23 protein-coding genes, 1 other RNA gene and 1 pseudogene are annotated in these 24,992 nt (G+C 66.5%); 18 read left to right on the top strand and 7 right to left on the bottom strand.

Annotation, left to right across the window (positions count from 1 at the left end; genetic code table 11):
• Positions 1–26: 26 nt before the first annotated feature.
• Positions 27–431, top strand: a complete 405-nt coding sequence (locus DI605_RS15825; protein WP_293975816.1) for a MerR family DNA-binding protein — start codon at positions 27–29, stop codon at positions 429–431.
• 44 nt (positions 432–475) lie between these two features.
• Here the strand turns inward: DI605_RS15825 and rpoH are convergent, their stop codons facing one another.
• Both rpoH and DI605_RS15815 read right to left on the bottom strand, forming a co-directional pair.
• Positions 476–1,384, bottom strand: coding sequence for an RNA polymerase sigma factor RpoH (gene rpoH, locus DI605_RS15820; RefSeq protein WP_293975814.1), 909 nt, complete (start codon positions 1,382–1,384; stop codon positions 476–478).
• A 64-nt stretch (positions 1,385–1,448) separates the two neighbouring features.
• Entirely contained in the window at positions 1,449–2,399 is a 951-nt protein-coding gene (locus tag DI605_RS15815) for an RluA family pseudouridine synthase (RefSeq protein WP_293975812.1), read from the bottom strand.
• Positions 2,400–2,501: 102 nt separating this feature from the next.
• Here DI605_RS15815 and DI605_RS15810 point away from each other — a divergent pair, with 102 nt between their 5' ends.
• The 9 genes from DI605_RS15810 (at position 2,502) to rnpB (ending at position 10,093) form a co-directional block, all read left to right on the top strand.
• Positions 2,502–2,888: a M67 family metallopeptidase gene (locus DI605_RS15810; RefSeq protein ID WP_293975810.1), complete on the top strand. Its 387-nt coding sequence runs from the start codon at positions 2,502–2,504 to the stop codon at positions 2,886–2,888.
• Positions 2,889–2,961: 73 nt separating this feature from the next.
• A complete protein-coding gene (locus tag DI605_RS15805) occupies positions 2,962–3,600 on the top strand; it encodes a histidine phosphotransferase family protein (RefSeq protein ID WP_293975808.1) in 639 nt (212 codons plus the stop codon).
• A gap of 65 nt (positions 3,601–3,665) precedes the next feature.
• Complete coding sequence (locus tag DI605_RS15800) at positions 3,666–5,987, top strand: chemotaxis protein CheW (protein ID WP_293975806.1); 2,322 nt, start codon at positions 3,666–3,668, stop codon at positions 5,985–5,987.
• 1 nt (position 5,988) lies between these two features.
• Positions 5,989–6,423, top strand: coding sequence for a chemotaxis protein CheW (locus tag DI605_RS15795; protein ID WP_293975804.1), 435 nt, complete (start codon positions 5,989–5,991; stop codon positions 6,421–6,423).
• Between the two features lie 77 nt (positions 6,424–6,500).
• On the top strand, positions 6,501–6,869 hold the full coding sequence (locus DI605_RS15790; protein WP_293976033.1) for a response regulator: 369 nt from the start codon (positions 6,501–6,503) through the stop codon (positions 6,867–6,869).
• Between the two features lie 29 nt (positions 6,870–6,898).
• Positions 6,899–8,014: a chemotaxis-specific protein-glutamate methyltransferase CheB gene (cheB, locus tag DI605_RS15785; RefSeq protein ID WP_293975802.1), complete on the top strand. Its 1,116-nt coding sequence runs from the start codon at positions 6,899–6,901 to the stop codon at positions 8,012–8,014.
• The gene (locus tag DI605_RS15780) at positions 8,005–8,823 is read left to right on the top strand and encodes a protein-glutamate O-methyltransferase CheR (RefSeq protein ID WP_293975800.1); all 819 of its coding nucleotides are present in this window, start codon (positions 8,005–8,007) and stop codon (positions 8,821–8,823) included. The genes cheB and DI605_RS15780 overlap by 10 nt, the downstream gene beginning before the upstream one ends.
• A 66-nt stretch (positions 8,824–8,889) precedes the next feature.
• Positions 8,890–9,600, top strand: coding sequence for an N-acetylmuramoyl-L-alanine amidase (locus DI605_RS15775; protein ID WP_293975798.1), 711 nt, complete (start codon positions 8,890–8,892; stop codon positions 9,598–9,600).
• Positions 9,601–9,713: 113 nt separating this feature from the next.
• Positions 9,714–10,093, top strand: an RNA gene (gene rnpB, locus DI605_RS15770) — RNase P RNA component class A.
• A gap of 23 nt (positions 10,094–10,116) precedes the next feature.
• On the opposite strand, the gene DI605_RS15765 is transcribed toward rnpB, so the two are convergent.
• Positions 10,117–10,515, bottom strand: a complete 399-nt coding sequence (locus DI605_RS15765; RefSeq protein WP_293975796.1) for a JAB domain-containing protein — start codon at positions 10,513–10,515, stop codon at positions 10,117–10,119.
• A 186-nt stretch (positions 10,516–10,701) separates the two neighbouring features.
• On the opposite strand from DI605_RS15765, the gene DI605_RS15760 reads away from it, so the two are divergent.
• Positions 10,702–11,475, top strand: a complete 774-nt coding sequence (locus DI605_RS15760) for a thymidylate synthase (protein WP_367120063.1) — start codon at positions 10,702–10,704, stop codon at positions 11,473–11,475.
• Positions 11,472–11,945: a dihydrofolate reductase gene (locus tag DI605_RS15755; RefSeq protein ID WP_293975794.1), complete on the top strand. Its 474-nt coding sequence runs from the start codon at positions 11,472–11,474 to the stop codon at positions 11,943–11,945. Before DI605_RS15760 ends, DI605_RS15755 begins: the two co-directional genes overlap by 4 nt.
• 57 nt (positions 11,946–12,002) lie before the next feature.
• Here the strand turns inward: DI605_RS15755 and DI605_RS15750 are convergent, their stop codons facing one another.
• Complete coding sequence (locus tag DI605_RS15750) at positions 12,003–12,659, bottom strand: HAD-IA family hydrolase (protein WP_293975792.1); 657 nt, start codon at positions 12,657–12,659, stop codon at positions 12,003–12,005.
• A 129-nt stretch (positions 12,660–12,788) separates the two neighbouring features.
• On the opposite strand from DI605_RS15750, the gene DI605_RS15745 reads away from it, so the two are divergent.
• The 5 genes and pseudogenes from DI605_RS15745 to DI605_RS15725 all read left to right on the top strand — a co-directional run bounded on the left by DI605_RS15745 (position 12,789) and on the right by DI605_RS15725 (position 18,028).
• Positions 12,789–13,721, top strand: a complete 933-nt coding sequence (locus DI605_RS15745; RefSeq protein ID WP_293975790.1) for a bifunctional riboflavin kinase/FAD synthetase — start codon at positions 12,789–12,791, stop codon at positions 13,719–13,721.
• Entirely contained in the window at positions 13,721–16,678 is a 2,958-nt protein-coding gene (gene ileS, locus DI605_RS15740; protein ID WP_293975788.1) for an isoleucine--tRNA ligase, read from the top strand. The genes DI605_RS15745 and ileS overlap by 1 nt, the downstream gene beginning before the upstream one ends.
• Positions 16,678–17,175 (top strand): signal peptidase II, encoded by a 498-nt coding sequence (gene lspA, locus DI605_RS15735; protein WP_293975786.1) that lies wholly within the window; start codon positions 16,678–16,680, stop codon positions 17,173–17,175. The genes ileS and lspA overlap by 1 nt, the downstream gene beginning before the upstream one ends.
• On the top strand, positions 17,168–17,596 hold the full coding sequence (locus tag DI605_RS15730; protein ID WP_293975784.1) for a DUF3035 domain-containing protein: 429 nt from the start codon (positions 17,168–17,170) through the stop codon (positions 17,594–17,596). The genes lspA and DI605_RS15730 overlap by 8 nt, the downstream gene beginning before the upstream one ends.
• 13 nt (positions 17,597–17,609) lie before the next feature.
• Positions 17,610–18,028 (top strand): annotated as a pseudogene (locus DI605_RS15725) (secondary thiamine-phosphate synthase enzyme YjbQ).
• Between the two features lie 79 nt (positions 18,029–18,107).
• On the opposite strand, the gene DI605_RS15720 reads toward DI605_RS15725, so the two are convergent.
• From DI605_RS15720 to DI605_RS15710, 3 genes are read right to left on the bottom strand one after another with little or no spacing between them, the layout of a single operon-like run.
• Complete coding sequence (locus tag DI605_RS15720; RefSeq protein WP_293976031.1) at positions 18,108–19,574, bottom strand: efflux transporter outer membrane subunit; 1,467 nt, start codon at positions 19,572–19,574, stop codon at positions 18,108–18,110.
• Positions 19,546–20,739 (bottom strand): efflux RND transporter periplasmic adaptor subunit, encoded by a 1,194-nt coding sequence (locus tag DI605_RS15715; RefSeq protein WP_293975782.1) that lies wholly within the window; start codon positions 20,737–20,739, stop codon positions 19,546–19,548. The genes DI605_RS15720 and DI605_RS15715 overlap by 29 nt, the downstream gene beginning before the upstream one ends.
• The gene (locus DI605_RS15710; protein ID WP_293975780.1) at positions 20,732–23,917 is read right to left on the bottom strand and encodes an efflux RND transporter permease subunit; all 3,186 of its coding nucleotides are present in this window, start codon (positions 23,915–23,917) and stop codon (positions 20,732–20,734) included. Before DI605_RS15710 ends, DI605_RS15715 begins: the two co-directional genes overlap by 8 nt.
• A 175-nt stretch (positions 23,918–24,092) precedes the next feature.
• Between DI605_RS15710 and DI605_RS15705 the strand changes: the two genes are divergently transcribed.
• On the top strand, positions 24,093–24,986 hold the full coding sequence (locus DI605_RS15705; protein WP_293975778.1) for a LysR substrate-binding domain-containing protein: 894 nt from the start codon (positions 24,093–24,095) through the stop codon (positions 24,984–24,986).
• The last annotated feature ends 6 nt before the right edge of the window (positions 24,987–24,992 follow it).

Genomic DNA, 24,992 nt, shown 5'->3' with positions numbered 1-24,992 from the left:
GGCTGTACCATGGTACGGAGTCAAGCATGTCGGATCTGACGATCGGCGCACTCGCGCAGGAAGGCGGGGTGGGGGTGGAGACGATCCGCTTCTACCAGCGGCGCGGATTGATGCGCGTGCCGGAAAAGAGCGGGGAGCGCGCGCTGGGCGGCGGGATCAGGCGCTATGGCGAAGCGGATGCGCGACGGTTGCGTTTCATCCGATCGGCCCAGGCCGCCGGCTTCACGCTGGAGACGATCGGGGAATTGCTGGCGCTGGACGCCGGGCAGGACCGGGCGAAGGCCCGCGCGCTGACGCTCGACCGGATCGCCGAACTGGACGAGAAGATCGCGCTGCTGACCGAAGCGCGCACGGCGCTGGCGCGGCTGGCGGATCAGTGCGGTTCCTCTAAGAGGGGGGCGTGCCCGATCATCGAGGCGTTCGAAGGGTAGGGCGAACCCCGTCCTCCCGATCGCGCGGGAGGACGGGGCCGTCTTCAGGCCAGCGCCGGCAGCAGGCGCTTTTCGCCGGCAAGGCGCATCATTGCCTTCTGCAGCTTGTCGAAGGCGCGCACCTCGATCTGGCGGACGCGCTCGCGGCTGACGCCATAGACCTGGCTCAGTTCCTCGAGCGTCTTGGGATCGTCGGACAGGCGGCGTTCGGCGAGGATGTGCTTCTCACGATCATTGAGGCTGTCCATCGCTTCCGTCAGCATATCGTGGCGGACATCCTTTTCCTGCGCGTCCGCCAGCCGCTCGTCCTGCAACGGATCGGTATCGACCAGCCAATCCTGCCACTGACCCTCGCCATCCTCCCGCATGGAGACGTTGAGCGACGTATCGCCGCCCATCGACATGCGGCGGTTCATCGAGTGAACCTCTTCCTCGCTCACGCCCAGATCGGTGGCGATCTTGGTGACGTTCTCGGGACTGAGATCGCCTTCCTCGAACGCGTCGATCTGGCTCTTCATCCGGCGCAGGTTGAAGAACAGCTTCTTCTGCGCAGCGGTGGTGCCCATCTTCACGAGGCTCCACGATCGCAGGATATATTCCTGGATCGAGGCGCGGATCCACCACATCGCATAAGTGGCGAGGCGGAAGCCGCGATCCGGCTCGAACTTCTTCACGCCCTGCATCAGGCCGATATTGCCTTCGGAGATCAGCTCCGCCGTCGGCAGGCCATAGCCGCGATAGCCCATCGCGATCTTCGCGACGAGACGCAGGTGGCTGGTGACGAGGCGCGCGGCCGCATCCGTATCGCCATGCTCCTGAAAGCGCTTGGCGAGCATATATTCCTCCTCCGGCTGGAGGAGCGGAAACTTCCGGATCTCCGACAGATACCGATTGAGACCGGCCTCGCCGCCGAGCGCCGGAATGGTCGCGGGGGTGGAGGACTTGATGGCCATGGTCGTACTTTCTCCCTGGGCTGTTCGCCCCGGCGGAAGGCTGCCGGCCTCCCACCGTCAATTGTCATACTAGCAGAAGTCGGCTGAATAGTTCCTGCATATCTGCGGGAATCCTACTTTCGAACGACAAAGCTGCGCTTGTCACGGGATGGATGAAACCCAGGTGCGCCGCGTGCAGCGCCTGCCTGTGAAAGCCCAAACCATCGAGTAACCTTCGCTGTTCCTTACTGGGACGGCCATAAAAGGGATCCCCTAACAAGGGATGGCCGATCGATGCCATGTGAACACGCACCTGATGGGTCCGCCCGGTTTCCAGCCGGCATTCCACGAGCGTCGCGCCGATCAGCGTCTCGATCGTCCGGTAATGGGTCACGGCGCGTTTGCCGCCGGGCACGACCGCCATCTTCTTGCGATTGGCCGGGCTGCGGCCGAGCGGCGCATCCACCGTGCCGTCGATCGGGCGGGGGCGCCCGGAAACGATCGCGCGATAGCGCCGGTCGATCGAATGTTTCGCGAACTGCGCGGCGAGGCCGGCATGGGCGCGGTCCGTCTTGGCGGCCACCATCAGCCCGGACGTGTCCTTGTCGATCCGGTGGACGATGCCCGGCCGCTCGACCCCGCCTATGCCCGAGAGCGAGCCCCGGCAATGATGGAGGAGCGCGTTGACCAGCGTGCCATCCAGATTGCCGCACGCCGGATGGACGACGAGGCCCGCCGGCTTGTCGACGACGATCAGATGCTCATCCTCGAAGGCGATGACGAGCGGGATATCCTGCGCTTCGTTGTGCGTCGGCTTCGGATCCGGAATGGAGACGACGTAGGAGTCGCCGGCCTTCACCTTGATCGCGGGATCGCGCACCGCCTGCTCGCCGCGCGTGACACTGCCAGCGGAGATGAGCGATTTCAGGCGTTCGCGCGATAGCGTGGGGACGAGCGTCGCCAACGTCCGATCGAGGCGCCATCCGGCAGCCTCATCGGGCACAATCGCCTGTCTGACCGACACCCCCGCGTCCATTGGACTTCGCGATATGGTGCGCATGCGCCGATTTTCAAGGCGATCGCGCGGGCGACGCGTGCCGCCTCGACAGGCCGCGACGCCGGAACTAGCGAGGGCGATGTGACCGTTTCCATCGCGCGCGATTGTCTGGCCAGCCTGCTGGGCGAGGCTGCCGCCTCTCCCGAACGGGAGATTTGCGGGCTGCTGTTCGGATCGGCCGAGCGGATCGACGCGGCGATCGCCACGATCAACGTGGCACCCCATAGCGAGGACGAATTCGAGATCGATCCCGCGGCGCTGATCGCGGCGCATCGGGCGGAGCGTGCCGGCGGCCCCCGCCTGATCGGCCATTATCATTCCCACCCGTCCGGTTCGGCGCATCCTTCCGCGCGGGATGCGGCCGCTGCGCAGCCGGGCCGCCTGTGGCTGATCCTGGGAGGCGGCGAGGCGATGCTGTGGCGGGCCGGGGCGACGGGATTTACGCCGGTTTCGATCGCGATCCGCTGACGGCACGGTTGCGCTCCGGCGCATCAGCGGCCAGAAGCCGCGCTTTCCGCCTCGCGATCAGGGCCAAACGATAATGCCGGATCTGTCGATCGATTTTGCGAGCCTGCTCTGCTCGCGCCTGTGCCACGATCTGCTGAGCCCCGTGGGGGCGCTCAACAACGGCCTGGAGCTGTTGCAGGACGAGAATGATCCGGATCTGCGCGCGCAATATATGGAATTGCTGGCGGATAGCGCGCGTGCCTCCACCGACAAGCTCAAATTCTTCCGCCTCGCCTTCGGCGCGGCCGGCGGATATGGCGATCAGATCGATGCGGCCGAAGCCAGGACGGCGCTGGAAGGCGTGGTGCGCGGCAACAGGCGGGTCGTGCTGGGCTGGCTGGTGGATCAGCCGCAGCTTTCGCGCGGCACCACGCGCATCCTGCTCAATCTGGCCCTGATCGCGCTGGATTCGCTGGTGCGGGGCGGGCGGCTGGATGTGGGCGTCGAGGCGGACGAGGTGGTCGTGCGCGCGGAGGGCACCCGGCTCGTGCTGGATGCGGAATTGCGTGCGCTGCTCAACGGCGCCGATCCCGCCGATCACATGTCCTCGCGCACGGCGGGCGCGCTGCTGATCCGGGAGCTGGCCACACGGGAGGGCAGGGCGGTTCGTCTGTCCGAGCAGGAAGGCGTCCTGCTTTTCGGGGTGACGGCGGCCGGAAGCGCGAGCGCTTAAGCCTCTTTTTACCATCCTCTGCCAAGAACCGGCCGGCGCCTCCGAGGCGCGCGCAGGGCCGGGCGATGGACGATCTACTTACCGATTTCATTGCGGAGACGCGCGAAACGCTGGATGCGATCGCGGGCGAACTGGTCGCGTGGGAGGCGGATCCCGGTGATCGCACGCGCCTCGATGCGATCTTCCGCTTCGTCCATACGGTAAAGGGCAGCTGCGGATTCCTCGATCTGCCGCGTCTGGCGCGGCTCAGCCACGCGGCTGAAGACGTGCTGGCCGAGGTGCGCGCGGGCACGCGCAGCCCCGATGCCTCGCTCGTCAGCGCCGTGCTGGCGATCATCGACCGGATCGGCGAACTGACCGACGCGCTGGAGAGCGGTGAAACCCTGCCGGATGGAACGGACGGTCTGCTGATCGCGGCGCTACAACCGGGCGACGAGCCCGAGAGCGAAATCGTCGCGGCGCAGCCGGTGGCGACCAGCGCGCCGCGAACCGCATCGCGCAGCATCCGGCTTCCCGTCGATCTGCTCGACAGGATGATGGCGGGCGTCTCCGACATGGTGCTCGCCCGCAACGAACTGTCGCGCGCGCTGCGGCTGGCCGAAACCGGCACGGTCGCGGATGTCGCGTTCGAGCGGCTCTCGCAATGCGTGGCGGAAGTGCGCGATGCCGTGACGCGCACGCGCATGGCGCGGATAGACGGCCTCTTCTCCGTATTGCCGCGCATGGTGCGCGATCTATCGTCGCAGCTCGGGCGGGCCGTGCAACTGGATATCGATGGCAGCGACGTCGAGCTGGATCGCGAGATGATCGAAATGATCCGCGATCCCCTGACCCATATCGTGCGCAACTCGATCGATCACGGCATTGAGACGCCGGAGGATCGCATGGCGGCGGGCAAGGCGGCTGCCGGCCGGCTGCGCATTTCCGCGCGCCAATCGGGCAACCAGATCCTGATCGATGCGATCGACGACGGGCGCGGCATCGATGCCGACCGGCTCGTCGCCAAGGCAATGGCCGCGGGGCTCGTGACGCAGGAGCAGGTGGCGGGCATGACGTGGCAGCGCAAACTGGCGCTCGTCTTTCTGCCGGGCCTTTCCACGGCCAAGAGCGTGACCGACATTTCGGGGCGCGGCGTGGGCATGGACGTGGTGCGCGCGAATATCGAGCGGATCGGCGGCATGATCGATATCGACAGCCGGCCGGGTAACGGCACGCGCCTGACGCTGCGCCTGCCCCTGACGCTGACGATCATTCCCGCGCTCATCATCGGATCGGGCGAGCATAATTTCGCGGTGCCGCGTTCGGCGATCGAGGAGATCGTGCGTGCCGGCCGTGGCGACGTGAAGCTCCAGCTGCTGGGCGGTGGTCTGGTCGCCCATATTCGCGGGCGGACGCTGCCGGTGATCGATCTTGGCGAGTTCCTCGGCAACGAGCGTGGTGCTCCCCCGGGGCGGCGGCCGGTGCTGGTGGTGCTGCGATCGGGCGCGGGGGAGCCTTTCGCGCTGCTGGTGGACGCGGTGCTCGATCATGAGGAACTGGTGGTGAAGCCGGCGGCGCCGGCGATCATGGCGACGGGCATCTACGCGGGCACCACCCTGCCGGACAATAGCCGGCCGATCCTGCTGTTCGACGTGGCCGGGCTGGCTGCCGCCGCGAACGTGAAGGGTGGCGGCGAGGAGAAAGCGGACGATGCTGTCGTCCACGAAATCGAGGCGGCGCGCGTTCCGACCTTGCTGTTCCGCGATCTGGATGGCGTGAAGCGCGGCGTGCGGCTGGGTCTGGTCGAGCGGATCGAGGATGTCGGCCGCGCGCAGGTCGCCGAGACGGCGGGGCAGCTCAACCTCGCGCATCAGGGCGTGATCGCGCCGCTTGTCGCCGGCGGCCCGCTGCCGGCCGAGGGCCGCCTGCGCATCCTTCAACTGGGCGACGGGCACAGCCGCATATCCTATGCCATCGATTCGGTGATCGACGTGGTCGAGCTGCCGAACGAGTTCACCGCCGTTCCGGTGCCCGGGCCGATCGCGGGCATCATCCTGCTGGAGAGCGAACAGGTCGAGCTGCTCGATGCCCACTGGCTGTTTGCCAGCCGGGCGAAGGCGCGGCCGCGGCGCGTGCCGACCTGCCGTATCGCGGATGATCGGGATCCCTGGTCGCGTCAGTTCCTCGAACCCGTTCTGGCGGCAGCCGGCTATCGGGTTCTGTTCGGTCAGGCGGAAGATGGTGAAGCGGCGGACGTCGTGATCGGCGGCGTCGGTTCGCCCGAACCGTGCATCCGGCTGCGCGCCGCGGCGGAGGCGGGCGAGGGCGAGGGCGGATCGATCTGGCGCTATGACCGGGCAAGCCTGCTGGATGCGGTGGCCGCGGCCGTTCGGCATGGAAGGGACTGAAATGGAACGGCTTTATCTTATGGTCCGGATTGCCGGAGAGTTGGTCGCGATCGATGCCAACGATGTGGGATCGGTGGTGGAGATCGATGCCGTAACGCCCGTGCCGCGTGTCGCGCCGCACATTGCCGGGCTGTTCGCGCTGCGCAGCCGCGTGCTCACCGTGATCGATTCGCGCGCGGCGCTCGGCCTCGGCCGGACGAAGGGGCCAGCCATGCCCGAGGCAGTCGTGATCCTGATCGACGGGCACAGCTATGCCCTGCTGGTGGAGGCGGTGGAAGATGTCGCGAGTGGCGACATGCTGGCGCCATGCGTGGCGACGCTGGAGCCCGGCTGGGCACGGGTTGCGCTCGGCCGGCTTTCCACCGAGCGCGGCGACGTGCTGCTGATCGATCCGGCCCTGCTCATTCAGGGCCCGGAAGAATTGGCGGCAGCCTGATCCCCTTTAACCTGATCCTTACGCCCGCCGGTTAGGACGATGGCAGGCGCAAGACGCATCGCATGATGGAAAAGACAATGAAGACCTGCCTGGTTGTCGACGATTCGAAGGTGATCCGGAAGGTCGCCCGGCACATTCTGGAAGCGCTGGACTTTTCCGTGGCGGAAGCCGGAGACGGGCAGGAAGCCCTGACCCATTGCATGACCGAGAAGACGCCCGACGTGATCCTGCTCGACTGGAACATGCCGGTGATGAGCGGAATCGAGTTCCTGCGCGCGCTGGGTGAGACCGAATTGCCGCGCCGCCCCAAGGTCGTCTTCTGCACGACCGAAAATGGCAGCGCACACATCCGCGCCGCGATCGAGGCGGGTGCGGACGAATATGTGATGAAGCCGTTCGATCGCGATACGATCGAGAGCAAGCTGCAGATCGTCGGCGTCGCCTGAAGGCAGCGAGCGCGAGCGCAGGCCAGATCATGAGCGCCGAAGCCGCCCAGCGCCGTTCGCATCCCCCCATACGGGTGATGGTGGTGGACGATTCGATCGTCGCGCGCGCCGTGCTCGTCCGTCTGCTCCAGAACGAACCCGACATCGCCGTGGTGGCGGAGGCGAATAGCGGCCGCTCCGCGCTGGCCGCTCTGGCCGTGCATCGGCCCGACCTGACCCTGCTTGACCTCGAAATGCCCGACATGGGCGGCCTGGAAGCGCTGCCCGAAATCATCGAGCGGGGCGGGGGCCGGGTGATGGTCGTCTCCTCCGCATGCGGCGAAGGGGCATCCGCCAGCATCCATGCGCTTCGTCTCGGCGCGGCGGACACGCTGCTGAAGCCGGGCGCCGGCGCACTGGCGGGAAGCTTCGCGCGCGATCTGGTCGAAAAGATCCGCCGGATCGCGGCCGAGCCTTCGGACCTTCCCAAGCCGGGGCCGCGCCCGCTTTCGATCGTTCCGGATGAGCCCGCTCGGCCAGCCGCGCCGCGCCCGGCGCAGCCCAGGGCGCGGGGAATCGATTGCGTGGCGATCGGCGCCTCGACCGGCGGGGTTCATGCACTGGCGGCCTTCTTCGCGGCGCTTCCGCGCAGTGTCGCCGCGCCGATCCTCGTGACGCAGCATCTGCCGGCGCCTTTCATGCCCTATTTCGTCGATCAGCTTCAGGAAATGTCCGGCCGACCGACGAAGCTGGCCTGCGACGGAATGCAACTTGCATCGGGCGGCATCATCCTGGCGCCCGGCGACGCGCATATCGGCCTCGCGCGGACGCGCGGGATCATCCACATCAAGCTTGAACGGCGGCGCATGCCTTCCGGCTGTACGCCCTCGGTCGATCCGATGCTGACCGGCGTCGCGGACGTCTTCGGAGCCGGCGGTCTGGCCGTGATCCTGAGCGGGATGGGCCGCGATGGCGTGCTGGGCGCGGCCGATCTGGTCGCGGCGGGCGGCGAGGTTCTGGCGCAGGATGCGGGAAGCTCGGTGGTGTGGGGCATGCCGGGTGCCGTGGTGACGGGGGGGCTCGCACGCATCGCCCTGCCACCGGCCGCTCTCGCCCGCGAAGTGGCCGGCAGAATCGAAATACAGGGAGCCGGCGCATGGATATGAGCCCGATTGCGGCGGGTGCCTTTTCGAAATTGCTGGAACGCACCACCGGACAAGAACTGGTCGCGGGGCGCCGCTGGCGCATCGAGACGGCGCTGAGCCCCGTCATGCGCGCGGAAGGGCTGGAAACGCTCGATCAGCTCGCGCATCGGCTGGGGCGGGACGAGGAGACGCGCCTGGCGCAGGACGTGGTGGAGGCGCTGCTCAATCACGAGACCTCCTTCTTCCGCGATATCACGATATTCCGTTCGTTCGCCGCGGAAGCGCTTCCGGCCATTGCCGCATTGCGTGGCGACACGAAGCGTCTGCGCATCTGGTCGGCCGGCTGCTCGACCGGACAGGAAGCCTATTCGCTGGCGATCGAGCTGCGGCGGCAGGCGCATCTGTGGCAGGGCTGGGACATTCCGATCGTGGCGACGGACGTTTCGCCCCAGGCCATCGCCCGTGCGCGCGAAGGGCTTTATGGCCAGATGGAGATCCAGCGGGGCCTGCCGATCGGCGACATGATCGCCTGGTTCAATCCCGAGGGCGAGAGCTGGCGGGCCAAGCCCGAACTGCGGCGCGTCGTATCGTTCGCGGTGCACAATCTGATCGATGCGACGCCGATCGGGCGTTTCGACGTGGTGCTGTGCCGCAACGTGCTGCTCTATTTCCCGCCGGAGACGCGGCGGCTGGTGCTGGAGCATATCGCCGCCGCGATGACGCCGGATGGCCTGCTGTTCCTCGGTGCGGGCGAAACCGTGCTGGGCCAGAGCGACGCCTTCGAGGCGGATCGCACGCTGCGCGGCTTCTACCGGCCGAAGGCACGATAAAAGACGGGAGCTTCCACGGCGGGCTATCAGCCACTATGGTTTCGCTCAGCGCCGCTGCGAGAGACCATGACCGAGATCATCGACTGCCCGTCTCCCAATTTCGACGAGCGCAAGCTGCCCATCTCCATCGTCGTGCTCCACTATACGGGGATGCAGGACGGCGCCTCCGCGATCGCCCGACTGACGGACGCCGCGGCCAAGGTTTCCAGCCATTATATGATCGCCGAGGACGGGCAGATCCTGCGCCTCGTCGACGAATCGAAACGCGCCTGGCACGCCGGGCGATCGCACTGGCGCGGCGTGGATGACGTCAATTCGGCCTCGATCGGCATCGAGATCGTCAATCCCGGCCACGAATTCGGCTACCGGCCCTTCACCGATGCCCAATATGAAGCGCTGATGCCGCTGATGCACGACATTGTCGGCCGATACGGCATCACGCGCGGCAATATCGTGGGCCATTCGGATATCGCGCCGACGCGCAAGGAGGATCCGGGCGAGCTGTTCGATTGGGAGAGGCTGGCGAGGGTGCGCCTCGCGCTGCCCCGGCCCGTCAAATATCTGACCGATCCGCACTGGACCGAGGGCGGCTTCCTGCTGGCGCTGGAGCGTTTCGGTTATGAAGTGATCGATGGCACCGCCGCCGTGCGCGCCTTTCAGCGCCGCTATCGCCCGGATCGGATCGATGGCGAGATAGATGGCCAGACCCGCGCCATCCTGCTTTCGCTGCTGACCGGCGGCGACAAGGGGGCGGCCGCGCGGCTCGCCAAGAGCTGAAGGGCTCCGCGGTTTCTCCTTGCTTGGGGTGGTGTTGGTCGAGCGCCATCCGGCACCATCCCGGAGGCATGCCCTCTCGACAGCCACCGCGCGCCAGCCTAACAGCCGCACGGCCAGAGGGCCGGGCGGCCGCCGCCTGCTTCGTGCAGGGGGAGGAAAGTCCGGGCTCCGCAGAGTGACGGTGCCGGGTAACGCCCGGCGGGGGCGACCCCAGGGAAAGTGCCACAGAAAGGATACCGCCCGGCGGCTCCGGCGAAAGCCTGGGTCCGGGTAAGGGAGAAAGGGTGCGGCAAGAGCGCACCGCGCGCCTGGCAACAGGAGCGGCACGGCAAACCCCACCGGGAGCAAGACCGAATAGGGACGGCACATGGGGCTGCTCGGCCCGGTCGTCCGGGTTGGTTGCTTGAGGCGGCGCGCGAGCGTCGTCCTAGAGGAATGGTCGCCCAGTCCCGCAAGGGATGGACAGAACCCGGCTTACAGGCCCTCTGGCATTTTCCCCTTCACATCAGGCCCCCTTCACATCAGGCCAAGGCGGCGAAAGCTCGCCCAGGCGCCATGGCCGAAGATGAGATGATCCAGGACCCTGATTTCCAGCGGGCGCGCTATCTCCACGATCCGCCGGGTGACGGCCTTGTCCGCGCGGCTGGGCACGAGATCGCCGCCGGGATGATTGTGCGCGAGGACGAGCGCGCGGCTTTCCAGCGCCAGCGCATCGGCGAAGAGGCGGCGCAGCGGCACATCGACGCCACCGGCCGAGCCGGCGGCATAGCTTTCATGCCAGATCAGTCCCAGATCTTTCCCGAGATGGAGCACGTGGAACTGTTCATGATCGAGCCCGAACAATGAGGGGGCGAGCAGGGCGACCGCCGCGTCCGTATCCGTCACGGTGATACGCCCAGCAAAGCCCCGCAGCATCGGCTTCCCCTTCGCCGCCCCGCACGGAGGTTGCTTCGATCGGGGCGCGCGGCTCCAGCAGGGACGGATCCGTTTCGGATCGATCCTCCGGCACCGCGCCGGCGCGGGCGATGGATGGTGCGTGGCGGCTTGGCGGATCGGGGTGCGGGCGCTAATCCGGCCGGCGTGAAGGCTTATCAGGATCTCATGCGGCGCATCCTCGCCGAAGGCGTGCGCCAGGACGACCGGACGGGAGTGGGCACGCTTTCCATCTTCGGCCATCAGATGCGTTTCGATCTGGCGGCGGGCTTCCCGGCGCTGACGACCAAGAAGCTCCATCTCCGATCGATCATCGTGGAGCTTTTGTGGTTCCTGCGCGGCGATACGAACGTACGCTGGCTGCGGGAGCGGCGGGTGAGCATCTGGGACGAATGGGCGCGCGAGGATGGCGATCTCGGCCCCGTCTACGGCAAGCAATGGCGTGACTGGGAAGGGCCGGGCGGCGTCCATATCGATCAGATCAAATTGCTGATCGATCTCATCAACCGCGATCCGGCCTCGCGCCGCCAGATCGTATCGGCCTGGAACCCGGCGGATCAGCCGCGCATGGCACTGGCGCCCTGCCATTGCCTGTTCCAGACGCACGTGGCGAACGGAAAGCTGAGCCTGCAACTCTATCAGCGTTCGGCGGACGTGTTCCTGGGCGTGCCGTTCAATATCGCGAGCTATGCCTTGCTCACGCACATGCTGGCCCAGCAATGCGGGCTGGAGGTGGGCGATTTCGTGTGGACCGGGGGCGATTGCCACCTCTACGTGAACCATCTCGATCAGGCGCGCGAGCAATTGTCGCGCACGCCGGGGCCGCTGCCGCGCCTGGAAATCCTGCGCAGGCCGGACGCGATCGACCAGTATGAATATGAGGATTTCGCGCTGGTGGATTATGTCGCCCAGCCGCACATCAAGGCGCCGGTGGCGGTGTGAGCGGGCCGATCGTCACTCTCTACGTCGCCCGATCGGATAACGGCATCATCGGGCGCGATGGCGGCCTGCCCTGGCGGCTGCCCGAGGATCTCAAGCATTTCAAGGCACTGACCATGGGCAAGCCCATGATCATGGGCCGTCGCACGTTTGAAAGCCTGCCGGGCCTGCTGCCGGGCCGTCGCCACATCGTGTTGACGCGCGATGGCGGATGGGGCGCCAAGGGGGCGGAGCGGGTCGGCTCGGTCGAAGAGGCGTTGGCGCTGGCGGGCGACGCGCCCGAGGTGGCCGTGATCGGCGGGGCGGAAATCTATGCCCTGTTCATGGACCATGCGACGCGGATCGAACTGACCGAGGTGCATCGGACGGTGGAGGGCGACACGAAGATGCCGCCTCTGGGCGCGGGGTGGCGGATCGCGAAGCGCGAACTGGGCGGACCGGACTTCGATTTCGTGACGCTGGAACGCGGCTGAGCCTGGTCGCGTGCCGCGCCCGCCAGGGCGATCGGAGGGCGGGCGGCAGCGGAGACGCTACAGATCGATGATCCGCAGATCCCCCGTCGCGGAATCGATCGCGACGCGATGCTGCTCGTAATTGGCGAGCGTCGCACGGTCGGTGGCGAAGGAAACGGGCAGGCAGGCCGTGACGACGCAGACCGTGGCGCCGGCCGCTTCGCCCGCGACGATGCCGGCATGCGCATCCTCGAACACCAGGCAATCCGATGCGGAAAATCCCAGCCGCGCGGCGGCGAGCAGATAGCCTTCCGGTTCGGGCTTGCCGACCGAGACGTCATCGGCGGTCACGATCGTTTCCGGCATGGGCAGCCCCGCCGCGCGGAGCCGGGCGAGGGCGAGCGGGCGCGGGGCGGAGGTGACGATCGCCCAGCGATCCGCCGGCAGCGATCGCAGGAAGGCGCCAGCGCCGGTTATGGCTTCTGTGCCCTCGGCATCCTCAATCTCCATCAGCGTGATGCGATCCGCCTCGGTGCGCGCGTCGATGCCCGGCGGAACATGGCGCGCGACCGTCTCGATCGCGCGGACGCCGTGCATGGTGGCAAGGAGATGGCCGGGATCGATTCCGTGCCCTCTGGCCCAGGCCGTCCAGATGCGCTCCGCCGATGCGATGGAACTGAGGAGCGTGCCATCCATGTCGAACAGGAAGGCGGAGAAAGCGCGATTTTCGAACATCTCGCCACTTTAGGCCGTGCTGCGGCGCAGCGACAGCCCCGGCGCGGTCAGGGTGCGAGGAGAGCATGCACGTTTTTCCTGCCCGCATCGCATTGGCAGCCCGCCGCAGCTTTTCTATAGGCCGCCCCTATGGAGCGCCTGACTGGCAGCGCGCCGCTGCCCGCGGCTTTTCGTGGCGGCGTGATCGCGCTCGGCAATTTCGATGGTTTTCACATCGGCCATCAGGCGGTGGTGGCCCGCGCGATCGATCGCGCGCGTGCCGAAGGGCGGCCGGCGATCGTCGCCACATTCGATCCGCATCCGGCCAGCTTCTTCCGCCCGGGGCTTCCGCCGTTCCGGCTGACGACGCTCGATCAGCGCGCGCGGCTGTTCGCGGCGGCGGGGGCGGATGCGATGCTGGTGATCGGCTTCGATCGCGCGCTGGCGGATCTGACGCCCGATCGTTTCGTGGAAGAGGCGCTGGTGGCCCGGTTCGGCGCGGGCGGCATCGTCACCGGCTTCGATTTCACCTTCGGCAAGGCGCGCGCAGGATCGACGGCGATGCTGGCGGAGATCGGGCCGGCGCACGGCTTCACCGCCGAGGTGGTCGGCCCGATCGAGGATGCGGGCGGCCCCGTTTCCTCGACGCGGATCCGCCGCGCGCTGGAGACCGGCGATTGCGAGGAAGCGGCGCGGCTTATGAGCAGGCCCTTCGCGATCGCCGGACGCGTCATCCATGGCGACAAGCGCGGGCGCACGATCGGCTATCCCACCGCCAACATGGACATGGCCGATTATCAGCGGCCGCTCTATGGAATCTATGCCGTGCGCGCTCGGCTGGACGACGGACGCGTGATCGATGGCGCCGCCAATCTCGGCATCCGCCCAACCTTCGATCCGCCCAAGGAATTGCTGGAAACCTATCTCTTCGATGTTTCGGAGAGCCTTTACGATCGGGAGATGGAGGTGGAACTGGTCTCCTTCATCCGCCCCGAGGCGAAGTTTGACGGGCTCGACTCGCTCGTCGCGCAGATGGACGCCGATTGCGAAGAAGCGCGCCGCCGCCTAAGTGCCGCCGCCTGATGGCTGACGCACCCGAAACCCCAGATTATCGCTCCACCGTCTTCCTGCCGAAGACCGACTTCCCCATGAAGGCCGGTCTTGCGCAGAAGGAGCCCGCAATCCTCGCCAGATGGGCGGCGGAGGATCTGTATGGCCAGTTGCGCAAAGCGCGGGCCGGGCGCGAGCGCTTCATCCTCCACGATGGCCCGCCCTACGCCAATGGCGACATCCATATGGGCCATGCGATGAACAAGGTGCTGAAGGACATCGTCGTCCGCACCCAATCGCTGCTCGGCAAGGATGCGCCCTACGTTCCGGGCTGGGATTGCCACGGCCTTCCGATCGAATGGAAGGTCGAGGAAGCCTATCGCAAGAAGAAGCAGGACAAGGATGCCGTGCCGGTCGCGGAGTTCCGCGCCGAATGCCGGGCCTATGCCGATCACTGGGTGGGCGTGCAGCGCGAACAGTTCAAGCGGCTGGGCGTGATGGGCGATTGGGACGATCCCTATCTCACGATGAAGTTCGATGCCGAGGCCACGATCGTCGGCGAACTGCTGAAATTCGCCGAGACGGGCCAGCTGTATCGCGGCGCGAAGCCCGTGATGTGGAGCCCGGTGGAGAAGACCGCTCTGGCCGAGGCCGAGGTGGAATATGAAGACATCACCTCGACGCAGATCGACGTGGCGTTCGAGATCACGGATTCTCCGATCAAGGAACTGGTCGGTGCCTATGCGGTGATCTGGACGACGACGCCGTGGACGATCCCGGTCAATCAGGCTTTGGCCTATGGGCCGGAGATTGAGTATGTTCTCTTCACTTGGGCAGGAAGAAAACTGCTTCTTGCGAAGCAGTTGCTGAGTGAGGTCTGGCTTAGGATCGCCTATCGTAAAGAGGCTGGCGTAGTTCAGGATCAGGACGTTCCGCTTAAGTGGGAGCCGGAAGGCAAGCGTATCAGAGGCGCGGATCTCGCCGGCACGATAGTCCGCCATCCAATGCACCATCTCGGCGGCTTCTTCGCGAAGCCCCGGCCGATGCTGGCGGGGGATTTCGTCACGACCGATGCGGGTACGGGCCTCGTCCACATGGCGCCGGATCATGGCGAGGATGATTTCCTGCTGTGCAAGGCCAACGGGATCGATCCGGTCTTCGCGGTGGAGGGCGACGGCAAATATCGCGCGGACTGGGGCTGGCTCGGCGGGCAGGGCAGCGTCATCAATCCTAAGTTCAACGCGCCGGACGGGCCGATCTGCACCGATCTGCGCGAGGCGGGCGGCCTGCTGGCGGCCAGCGCGGATTTCCAGCACAGCTATCCGCATTCGTGGCGCTCCAAGGCGAAGGTGATCTTCCGCGCCACGCCGCAATGGTTCATCGGCATGGACAAACCGGTGGCGGCGCTCGGGGCCGGTGCTTCCACTTCGCTCGGCGCCAGCGGTGTTGAGGGCGCAAGCGAGAACGCCGTCCGTTCCGAGCCTGCCGAAGGACGGTCTGCGGGCGATGCCGCCAGCTCCAACGCACCCACCCTGCGCGAACTGGCGCTGGATGCAATCGCCCATACCCGTTTCGTGCCGGACAAGGGCCGCAACCGGATCGGCGCGATGGTGGAAGGCCGCCCGGACTGGGTGATCTCGCGCCAGCGCGCCTGGGGCGTGCCGATCGCACTCTATCTCGACAGGAAGACCGGCGCCTATCTCGTCGATCCTGCCGTCAATGCGCGCATCGTGGCGGCCTTCGGGCAGGGCGGGGCGGATGCGTGGTTCGCGGCCGATCATCAGGCATTGCTCGGCCCGGATCATGACGCGGCGGATTATGAGCCGCAGCGCGACATTCTCGACGTGTGGTTCGACAGCGGCTCCACCCACGCCTTCACGATCGAGGCGCGTTACGGCAAGGACGTGCGCGCCAACCTCTATCTGGAGGGATCGGACCAGCATCGCGGCTGGTTCCAGTCGTCGCTGCTCGAAAGCTGCGGCACGCGCGGCCGGGCGCCCTATGATGCTGTGCTGACGCATGGCTTCGCGCTCGACGGGCAGGGGCGCAAGATGTCCAAGTCGATCGGCAATGTCGTCGATCCGCTGAAGATCATCGGGGAAAGCGGGGCGGACATATTGCGTCTGTGGGTCGCCTCCACCGATTATTTCGAGGATGTGCGCATCGGCAAGGAAGTGCTGGCCACCACCAGTGATTCCTATCGGAAACTTCGCAATACATTCCGGTACTTGCTGGGTGCACTTGAAGGCTATTCGGAAAGTGAGGCAGTCGCCCCGCAGGCGATGCCGGAGCTGGAGCGCTACATGCTCCACCTGCTGGCCAGCCTCGATGCGGAATTGAAATCCGCGACGGAAGCCTTTGAATTCAATCGCTATGCGCGCGCGCTTGGCGATTTCTGCAACAACGATCTTTCCGCTTTCTATTTCGATATCCGCAAGGACAGCCTCTATTGCGACGGGGCGGCCGATCGCACGCGCCGCGCCTATCGCACCGTTCTGGATATCCTATTCCAGGCGCTCGTCCGCTATGCCGCGCCGATCCTCTGCTTCACGGCCGAGGAAGTGTGGGGCACGCGCTATCCGGAAGGCGGCAGCGTCCACCTGCTGGAATGGCCGGCCATCGATGCGGACTGGTCCGACGAGGATCTGCGGGCGCGCTGGGAGCGGCTGCGCGAGCTTCGCACCCAGCTGACCGGCAACATCGAGCCGCTGCGGCGCGAAAAGGTGATCGGCTCCAGCCTGGAGGCGGACGTGACCGCTCTCGCCTACAGCGCGGAGGATGCGGCGCTGCTGCGTTCGGTCAACTTCGCGGAGATCGCGATCACGGCGCCTGTCAGCGTGGTGGAAGGCGAGGTGCTGGAAACGACCCAGACGGTGGCGTTCGAAGTGCTCAAGACCGAGCTTGAGAAATGCGGCCGCTGCTGGCGCCATCTGCCGGAAGTGACCGAGGATGGCGCGCTGTGCGATCGCTGCACGGACGTGGTCGGCTGATGTCCGCCCGCATCGGCGGCTTCGCGACGGCGCTTGGCGTAATCGCGGCCGACCAGATCAGCAAATGGGCGATCATGGGGCCGATCGCCCTGCCGGCGCGCGGGCCGATCGAACTGCTGCCGATCTTCCGGCTGATCTGGGTGGAGAATCGCGGCGTTTCGATGGGCTTCCTCGTCGCCGGCAGCAATGCCGAGCGCTGGGTGCTGGCGGGCGTGACGGCGGCGATCGCGATCGGCGTGCTCATTTGGCTGCTGCGCGAGCGGAGCCGGATCGACGCGCTGGCGCTGGGCGCGATCCTGGGCGGCGCGATCGGCAATATCGCGGATCGGGTGCGGCTGGGCTATGTCGCGGACTTCCTCAATCTTCACTTCGGCGCATGGTCGCCCTTTTTGGTCTTCAATGTTGCCGACGCCGCGATTAGCGTCGGCGTAGTCTTGCTGGCCGTTCGCGCGTTGATCGTGCGTGACGCGTCGCCTTCGGAGAAAGCGAATGTCTAAGCGTATCTGGGTCGCGGCAGTGCCGTTGGCGCTCCTTACCCTGGCCGGGTGCGCCGCCAAGGCGCCCAAGGGCGTGTTCGCGGGCCGCAGCGGGCCGGACGAATTCGTCGTCGGCCGGGCGCAGCCCCTGGTCGTGCCGCCCGATTTCGCGCTCGTGCCGCCGCGTCCGGGCCAGCCCCGCCCGCAGGAGGCGGACAGCTCGACGCAGGCGCTCAACGCGCTGTTCGGCGGGCAGCAGCCGGTGAGCGCTGGCGAGCAGGCGTTGCTCCAGCAGGCCGGCGGCGCGCCCGATCCCGGCATCCGCAGCGAGGCGGGCTCGCCCGGCACGAACACGGTGAACAAGGGTTCCACCACGCGCGACATCCTCAATTCGCCCGCCAAGGCAGGCGCCGAGGCGAAGGCGAGCACCACGCCGCAATAAGGAAACGCCCGTGATCCGGCAGGCCAGCGGCGAGCTGCGGATCGAGACCGCACGCCAGGGGCTTGTCGAGATCACGCGCGCCGTGATCGGCTGGACGGATGCGCAGGCGATGGAAAGCGGCCTGCTGACCTTGTTCTGCCGGCACACATCGGCATCGCTGCTGATCCAGGAGAATGCGGCACGCGAGGTGCGCACGGATCTGGAGGATTATTTCGCGCGCATCGCGCCCGAGGATCCGGCGGCTTATGCGCATGATGACGAAGGGCCGGACGACATGCCCGCCATCTCAGGACCGCGCTGACCCAGATCCAGCTCACGATCCCGCTTGCCGGCGGTCGGCCGGTGCTGGGCACGTGGCAGGGCATCTATCTGTTCGAACATCGCCGCGCGCCGCATCGCCGCGCGATCGCGCTTCATCTGATCGGGGAATAGACGCCCCAGATCGGCGGCGATCCCGATCCGCCGCCGGGATCTTTCCGGAAATTGACCCCGGCCGCCGCCGGGGCTGCGATCAATTCTGTGCGGCCTGAGCCACGGCGATATCGTTGCGATAATCGCCGCCGAACGCACGGACCAGCGCGATCGTGGCCTGCATGCGACGCGTCTGCACCTGAAGGACGGCGCGTTCGGCCTCCAGCGCAGCCGTCTGCGCGGTGACGACATCGAGATAATCCGATGCGCCATCGCGATAGCGGGTGAGCGCCAATTGCTCGGTGCGGCTTGCCGCCTCGGCAGCGTCGCGCTGATCGACCGACGCCTGCGCGAGCAGCCGGGTGGCGGCCAGGCCATCCTCCGCCTCGCGGAAGGCGGTGAGGATGGAGGCGCGATAATCGCTGGCGGCGGCCTCATAGTCCGCCCGGCTGATCTTCACCTGCGCCGCACGGCGGCCGCCATCGAAGATGGTCTGAAGCAATGTCGCGGGGCCGAGCGTCCAGAAACTGGCGGGCGACTGGAGCACGTCGCCGCGAATCGAATTATAGCCGCCCTGTGCATTCAGCGAGAGAGACGGGAACCAGGCCGCGCGGGCGACGCCGATCCGCCGATTGGCGGCGAAGGCGCGCCGTTCGGCCTCCGCCACGTCGGGACGCCGCTGGAGCAGTTCGGAGGGGGCAGCCGTCGGCATGGTGGGCGGCGCGAACGCTTTTACCGCTACGGGCAGCGAGAAGCCCGAGGGCAGCTCCCCGATCAGTGCCGCGATCTGATGCTCCAGCGCGGCGCGCTGATTGGCGACATCAGACAATTGTGCGCGCGCCGAAGACAGGACCGTCTTCGCCCGGTTGACGTCCAGCCCGTTGGCGATGCCGCCGTCGTGGCGGGTCACGGTGAGATCGCGCGCCCGCGTGAAGGCCACGACCGTGCGTTCGAGCAGTTCGCGCTCGGCATCCAGGCCCCTGAGGCGGACATAGGCATCGGCCAGATCGGCCTGCAGGCTGAGGCGAACGCTGGCCAGATCGGCCTGGCTCGCCTGCGCCTCGGCGCGGGTGGCAGAGACTTCGTTGCGGATGCGGCCCCACAGATCCAGTTCGTAGCTGGCGGTGGCGCCCACCACGCGCTGCGTATATTCGCTCGCGCCGTTCACTGCATTGGGGCGCAGGCCCGAGAGGCGCTCGCGACGTATCTGGGCGCTGCCGCTCACCTGCGGGAGCAGCTCCGCGCTCGCATCGCGCACGGCGGCGCGGGCGGCATCATACCGGGCCAGCGCGGCCGAGAGCGTGGGGCTGGCGCGTTCGGCGCGCGCTTCCAGATCATCCAGCACCGGATCGTTGAAGGCCGACCACCACGGGCCGCGCGCGGCCGCATCCTGTGGCGTGGCGCTCGCCCAGCCGGCCGGGGGCAGGGGCTGGGATTCCTTGAAGGCGGCAGGCGTGGCCGTCGCCTGCGGCCGATAGGCGGGCGCCATCGAGCAGCCGGCGAGAAGCAGTGCCGCCAGCGTGGCGGCGGCGAGGGGCTTAGCTGCGGGCACGGCCACCATCCGCATCGGCATCGCTCGCGATCTTGACCTGATCGCCTGCCTGAATTGCATCCGGCGGCGTATCGACGATCCGGTCCGAGGGGCTGAGGCCCTGCGCCACCTCGATCTGTTTGCCGAGATCGCGGGAGATCACGATCTTCCTGATCGAGATCCTGCCAGACGCATCGACCACGGCGACGGTGGTGCCATCCGCCCCGAACATCAGCGCGCTTGCCGGGATGCGCAGCGCGCTCGTCTGCGCGCTGAGCGGGAAGCTCACCTGCGCGAAGGCGCCGGGCTTCAGTTCACCACCGGCATTGGGCGCTTCCACCTGCACGAGGACGGCGCCAGAGGCATTGTCGACCGCGCCGGCCGAGCGGGTAAGCGTGCCCTGGAAGGTGCGGCCCGGATATTCGGGCAGCGTCATCTGCACGACCATGCCCTTTTGCACCTGACCCGAATAATTTTGCGGGATGCGCACATAGATGCGCATGCGCCGGTTATCGGAAACGGTGAAGAGCGGCGAGGCGGCGGCGTTGCCCGAAATCACGAGCGCGCCGATCTGTGCCGACCGGCTCGTCACCACGCCCGCGAAGGGCGCACGCAGGATCGTGAAGCTCTTCTCTGCCTCCAGCCGCTTCACATTGGCGAGGCTTGCATTGGCGACCGCGATCTTGGCCTTGTAATCGCCGGCTTTCTCATCGGCTTCCTGCTGGGAGACGGCATCGGACTTGCGCAGCCCGGCCCAGCGGATCGAGGTGGTGCGGGCGAGCGCTTCCTGGGCGAGCGTGGTCTGATAATCGGCGCGCGCCTGGGCGAGCTGCTGATCCAGATCGGGCGCGTCGAGGATGGCAAGCGCCTGACCGGCGGAGACATGATCGCCGATATCCGCCAGCCAGCGGCTGATATAGCCGCTGGTGCGCGCATAGATGGCCGCGCTGTTGAACGCCTGAATGGTGCCGGGCAGCGCGAGATCCCCGCCATGCTCCGGCCGCGTCGGATGCACGACCGAGACGGTGAGCGTCGAGGCGCTGCTCGCCTCGTTGGCGAGCATATGATCCGCGCGGCTGCGGCTGGCGATGCCCACGCCGACGAGAGCGACCGCGATAACCGCGGTGCCGATACCGAAGCGCTTCAGATTACGAGTCTGCCGCTCATCGGGCAGGGAAGGCAGATCCTGATTTTCAGACACTGGCGAGCTCGAGTTGACCGGGGGCCTGCCGCTTGGCTGCGTGCCGGTTGTGGAAAGCAGAGAAGATGGTGGGGACGAAGAAGAGGGTGGCGATCGTCGCGACGATCAGGCCGCCGATCACGGCGCGGCCGAGCGGCGCATTCTGCTCGCCACCCTCGCCAAGGCTCATCGCCATCGGCAGCATGCCGATAATCATGGCCAGCGCCGTCATCAGAACCGGGCGGAAGCGAACCATGCCCGCCTCCAGCGCGGCGCGCGTGGCATCGCCCAGCTCCGCCAGCCTTTCGCGGGCGAAGGAGACGACCAGGATCGAATTCGCCGTGGCGACACCCATGCACATGATCGCACCCGTCAATGCCGGAACCGACAATGTAGTGCCGGTGAGGAAAAGCATCCAGACGATGCCGGCCAGCGCGCCGGGGAGCGCGGTGATGATGATGAACGGATCGAGCCAGCTCTGGAAGTTCACGACGATCAGCAGATAGATGAGCAGCACCGCGCCGACGAGACCGATGCCAAGCCCGGTGAAGGACGTGTTCATCGTCTGATACTGACCACGCAGCGTGACGGTGACGCCCTTGGGCTTCTCCTTGTCGAGCCTTTTCAGGACCTTCTGGATATCGCCGGCGACCGCGCCGAGATCGCGGCCCTGCGTGGCGGCATAGACGTCGATCGTGGGCTGGATATTGTAATGGCTCACGACCGGATTGGTGTTGGTCCGATAGACATCGCCGAGAGCGCCGAGAATCTGCGGCGCGGCGCGGCCCGCCCCGGAGATCGGGACATTGGCGAGATCGCCGATCGATCCGATCTGATATTCCGGCGTCTGCGCCACGACCGGATAGGACACGCCATTTTCCGGATTGAGGAAGAAGACGGGCGCCGTCTGCGATGTGCCGGCCAGTGAATTGGCGAGGCTGGTCGTCACGTCACGCTCCGTCAGGCCATATTGGCCGATGCGGGTGCGATCGATATCCACATTGAGCTGCGGATAGCGCGCCGTCTGCTGGATGCGGGAATCGACGACGCCGGGCACGGAGCGGATGGCGCGCAGCACCTTGGCCGCGAAGGCCGCATTATCCGTGGCGCTCCGTCCGCTCATCTGAATGTCGATCGGCGCGGGGGCGCCGAAATTCAGGATCTGCGTGGTGATATCCGCCGGCAGGAAGGAAAAGCTTGAGCCGGGGAAGCTTTTGGGAAGCTCCCTGCGCAGCATCGCGACATACTCCGCCGTGGGCTTGTGATCCTTGGCCAGAGTGATGAGGATATCGCCATCCTGCGGACCGATCGTGCCCGAATTGTTATAGACCGTGTTGATGGCGCTCACCGGCAGACCGATATTGTCTGTGATGGCGGCGATTTCCTCGCCCGGGATCAGCTGGCGGATGCGCCCTTCCATCCGATCGAATTCGGCGGCGCTCTGCTCGATGCGGAAGCCCACGGGGGCACGGACATGGATCATCATCTGTCCGGCATCGACGGCGGGGAAGAAATTGCGGCCGAGGAACGGAACCAGCAGCATCGAGGCGAGCATGATCGCGATGAAGCCGATCATGAAAGGTTTCCGATGCGCGAGTGCGAGCGCCAGCATCTGCGCATAGCGCGACCGGATCGCCTCGAAGCGCACCTCGAACCCGCGCTGGAAGCGCACGAAGGGATTGGATGAGCGCGGCGCCGAATGGACATCCAGGTGCACGTGCGGCTTCAGCAGATACATCGCCATCGTCGGCACCAGCGTGCGCGACAGGATGAACGAGGCGATCATCGCGAACACCACGGACAGCGCCATCGGCACGAACAGGAAGCCCGCGACGCCCGGCAGCGCGAACATCGGCACGAACACGATACAGATGCACAGCAGCGAGACGAAGGCGGGTGTGACGATCTGAGCCGCGCCATCGAGGATCGCGGTCTTCACATCCTTGCCCTGTTCCAGATGCCAGTTGATATTCTCGATCGTGACGGTCGCATCATCGACGAGAATGCCCACCGCGAGCGCCAGCCCGCCGAGCGTCATGACATTGAGCGTTTCGCCGACGGCGGAAAGCGCGAACACGGCGGCAAGCACGGCGAGCGGGATCGACAGCGCGATGATGACGGTGGAGCGCCACGAGCCGAGAAAGAGCAGGATCATCAGGCTGGTGAGCGCGGCCGCGATCGCGCCTTCCTTCACCACGCCCGAAACCGCCGCCTTCACGAACAGGGACTGATCGCCGACCGGCTTGATCGCGAGCGTCGAGGGCAGGCCCGCTGCGATCCTCGGAATGGCCTCCTTGACGCCTTCGATGATCGCGAGCGTGGAAGTGGCGCCGTTCTTGAGCACGGTGATGATGACCGACCGCCGACCATCGACATGGACGACATTGGTCTGCGGCGCGGCGCCATCGCGCACATAGGCGACGTCGCGCATGTAGATGGTGGCGCCGTTCACCACCTTTACCGGCAGATCGTTCAGCGCGGGGATCGAGTTCGGCGCGTTATTGAGCTTCACGCTATATTGATAGGTGCCGATCTTCGCGAAACCGGCCGGATTGATCTGGTTCTGCGCGGCGATGGCGGCGCCGACATCCTGGGCGGAAAGCCCGCGCGCCTGCAATGCCGCCGGATTGATATCGATCTGGACCTGGCGGGTCCGACCGCCGGACGGATAGGGGATCGCCGCGCCCGGAACCGTGACGAGCTGGGTACGGATCTGATTCTGCGCGAGATCGAACAATTGCTGTTCGCTCAGCCCCTGACCGGACAGCGCCAGCTGGATGATGGGCACGGTGGACGCGCTGTAATTGAGCACGAGCGGCGGGGTAACGCCGGGCGGAAGCTGGCGCAGCACGCTCTGCGACACGGCCGTCACCTGTGCCGTGGCGGTGCGCACGTCGGCACCCGGCTGAAGGAATATCTTCACGATGCCGATGCCCTGGAGCGACTGGCTTTCGATATGTTCGATATCGTTGACCGTGGTCGTCAGCACGCGTTCGTAGGGCGTGATGATGCGGCCGGACATTTCCTCCGGCGGCAGGCCGGCATATTGCCAGGCGACGGCGATCACCGGCACGCGGATTTCGGGGAAGATATCGACAGGCGTGCGGAGCGCGGCGCCGACGCCCGCGATCAGGATCACAACCGCCATGACGATGAAGGTGAGGGGCCGCGACAGCGCGACCTTAACGATACCGATCATCTACGCTCGTCAGCTCCATAAGCGACCGCCGGCCCGGTCGGGCTGCTCCGGACGGAGCGGAAGGCGGCCACATCGCTATCCATACTTATTGGTATATATTTTTGCATTGCACCATGCGCCACCTGTGCTCAAATATATGATATGGCTCAATCGATAGCTTTTGCGACCTGATCCGATGGAATTGCGCCATCTCCGGTATTTCCTCCGCGTTGCCGAAGAGCTTCATTTCGGCCGCGCGGCCGCCAAGCTCGGCATTTCCCAACCGCCGCTGAGCCAGCAGATCCGCGCTCTGGAAGACGAACTGGGAATCGAATTGTTCGATCGGACGAGCCGGCGCGTGCGGCTGACCGACGCGGGCGCGATCTTCATGGTGGAAGCGCGACGAACGCTGGATCAGGCCCGCCATGCCGTGGATGTCGCGCGGCGGATCCAGCAGGGCGAGGAAGGCGAACTCGCCATCGGCTATGTCAGCTCCGTGCCGTTCGTGGCGCAGGTTTCCAGCACCTTCGCCGGGTTTCGTGCCGAACATCCGGCCATCCATCTCACGCTGAAGGAGATGGGGCGGGATTTGCAGATCATGGCCTTGCGCGAGGGGCAGCTGGATCTGGGTTTCGTTCGGGGCGCCGACCGGCCGATCCTGCCCGGCGCGCTCGTATCGAGCCTGGTGCAGGAGGAGCCGATGCTGATCGCCCTGCACGACGATCATCCGCTCGCGCGCGAGGAGTGGCCGCTGACGCTGGGTGACATCGCCGATCAGCCGTTCGTCATGTTTTCGAGCGAGGGCGGAGCCGGCTTCAACGAACAGATCGAACTGATCTTCGCGCGGGAGGGGCGCGAATTGCGCACCGTGCAGGAAGTGAACGGGCTCGGCTCGATGCTGGGGCTCGTCGCCGCCGGGCTGGGTATCACAATCGTCAGCCGCTCGGTCAGCGCCTTGCGGGCCAAGGGCGTCGCTTACCGGCCACTGGTGATGGACGGGGTCATCAGCCGGCTCTGGCTGATTCGCGGGCCGGAGCCGACTCCGATCACCCGGACGTTCATCCGGATGCTGAAGGATCGCGACGAATAGCCGCCT

Source organism: Sphingomonas sp. (assembly GCF_003248515.1).
GTDB lineage: Bacteria > Pseudomonadota > Alphaproteobacteria > Sphingomonadales > Sphingomonadaceae > Sphingomonas_I.
Note: the sequence above shows the minus strand (reverse complement) of the source record. Positions and strands in the feature narration are given on the sequence as shown.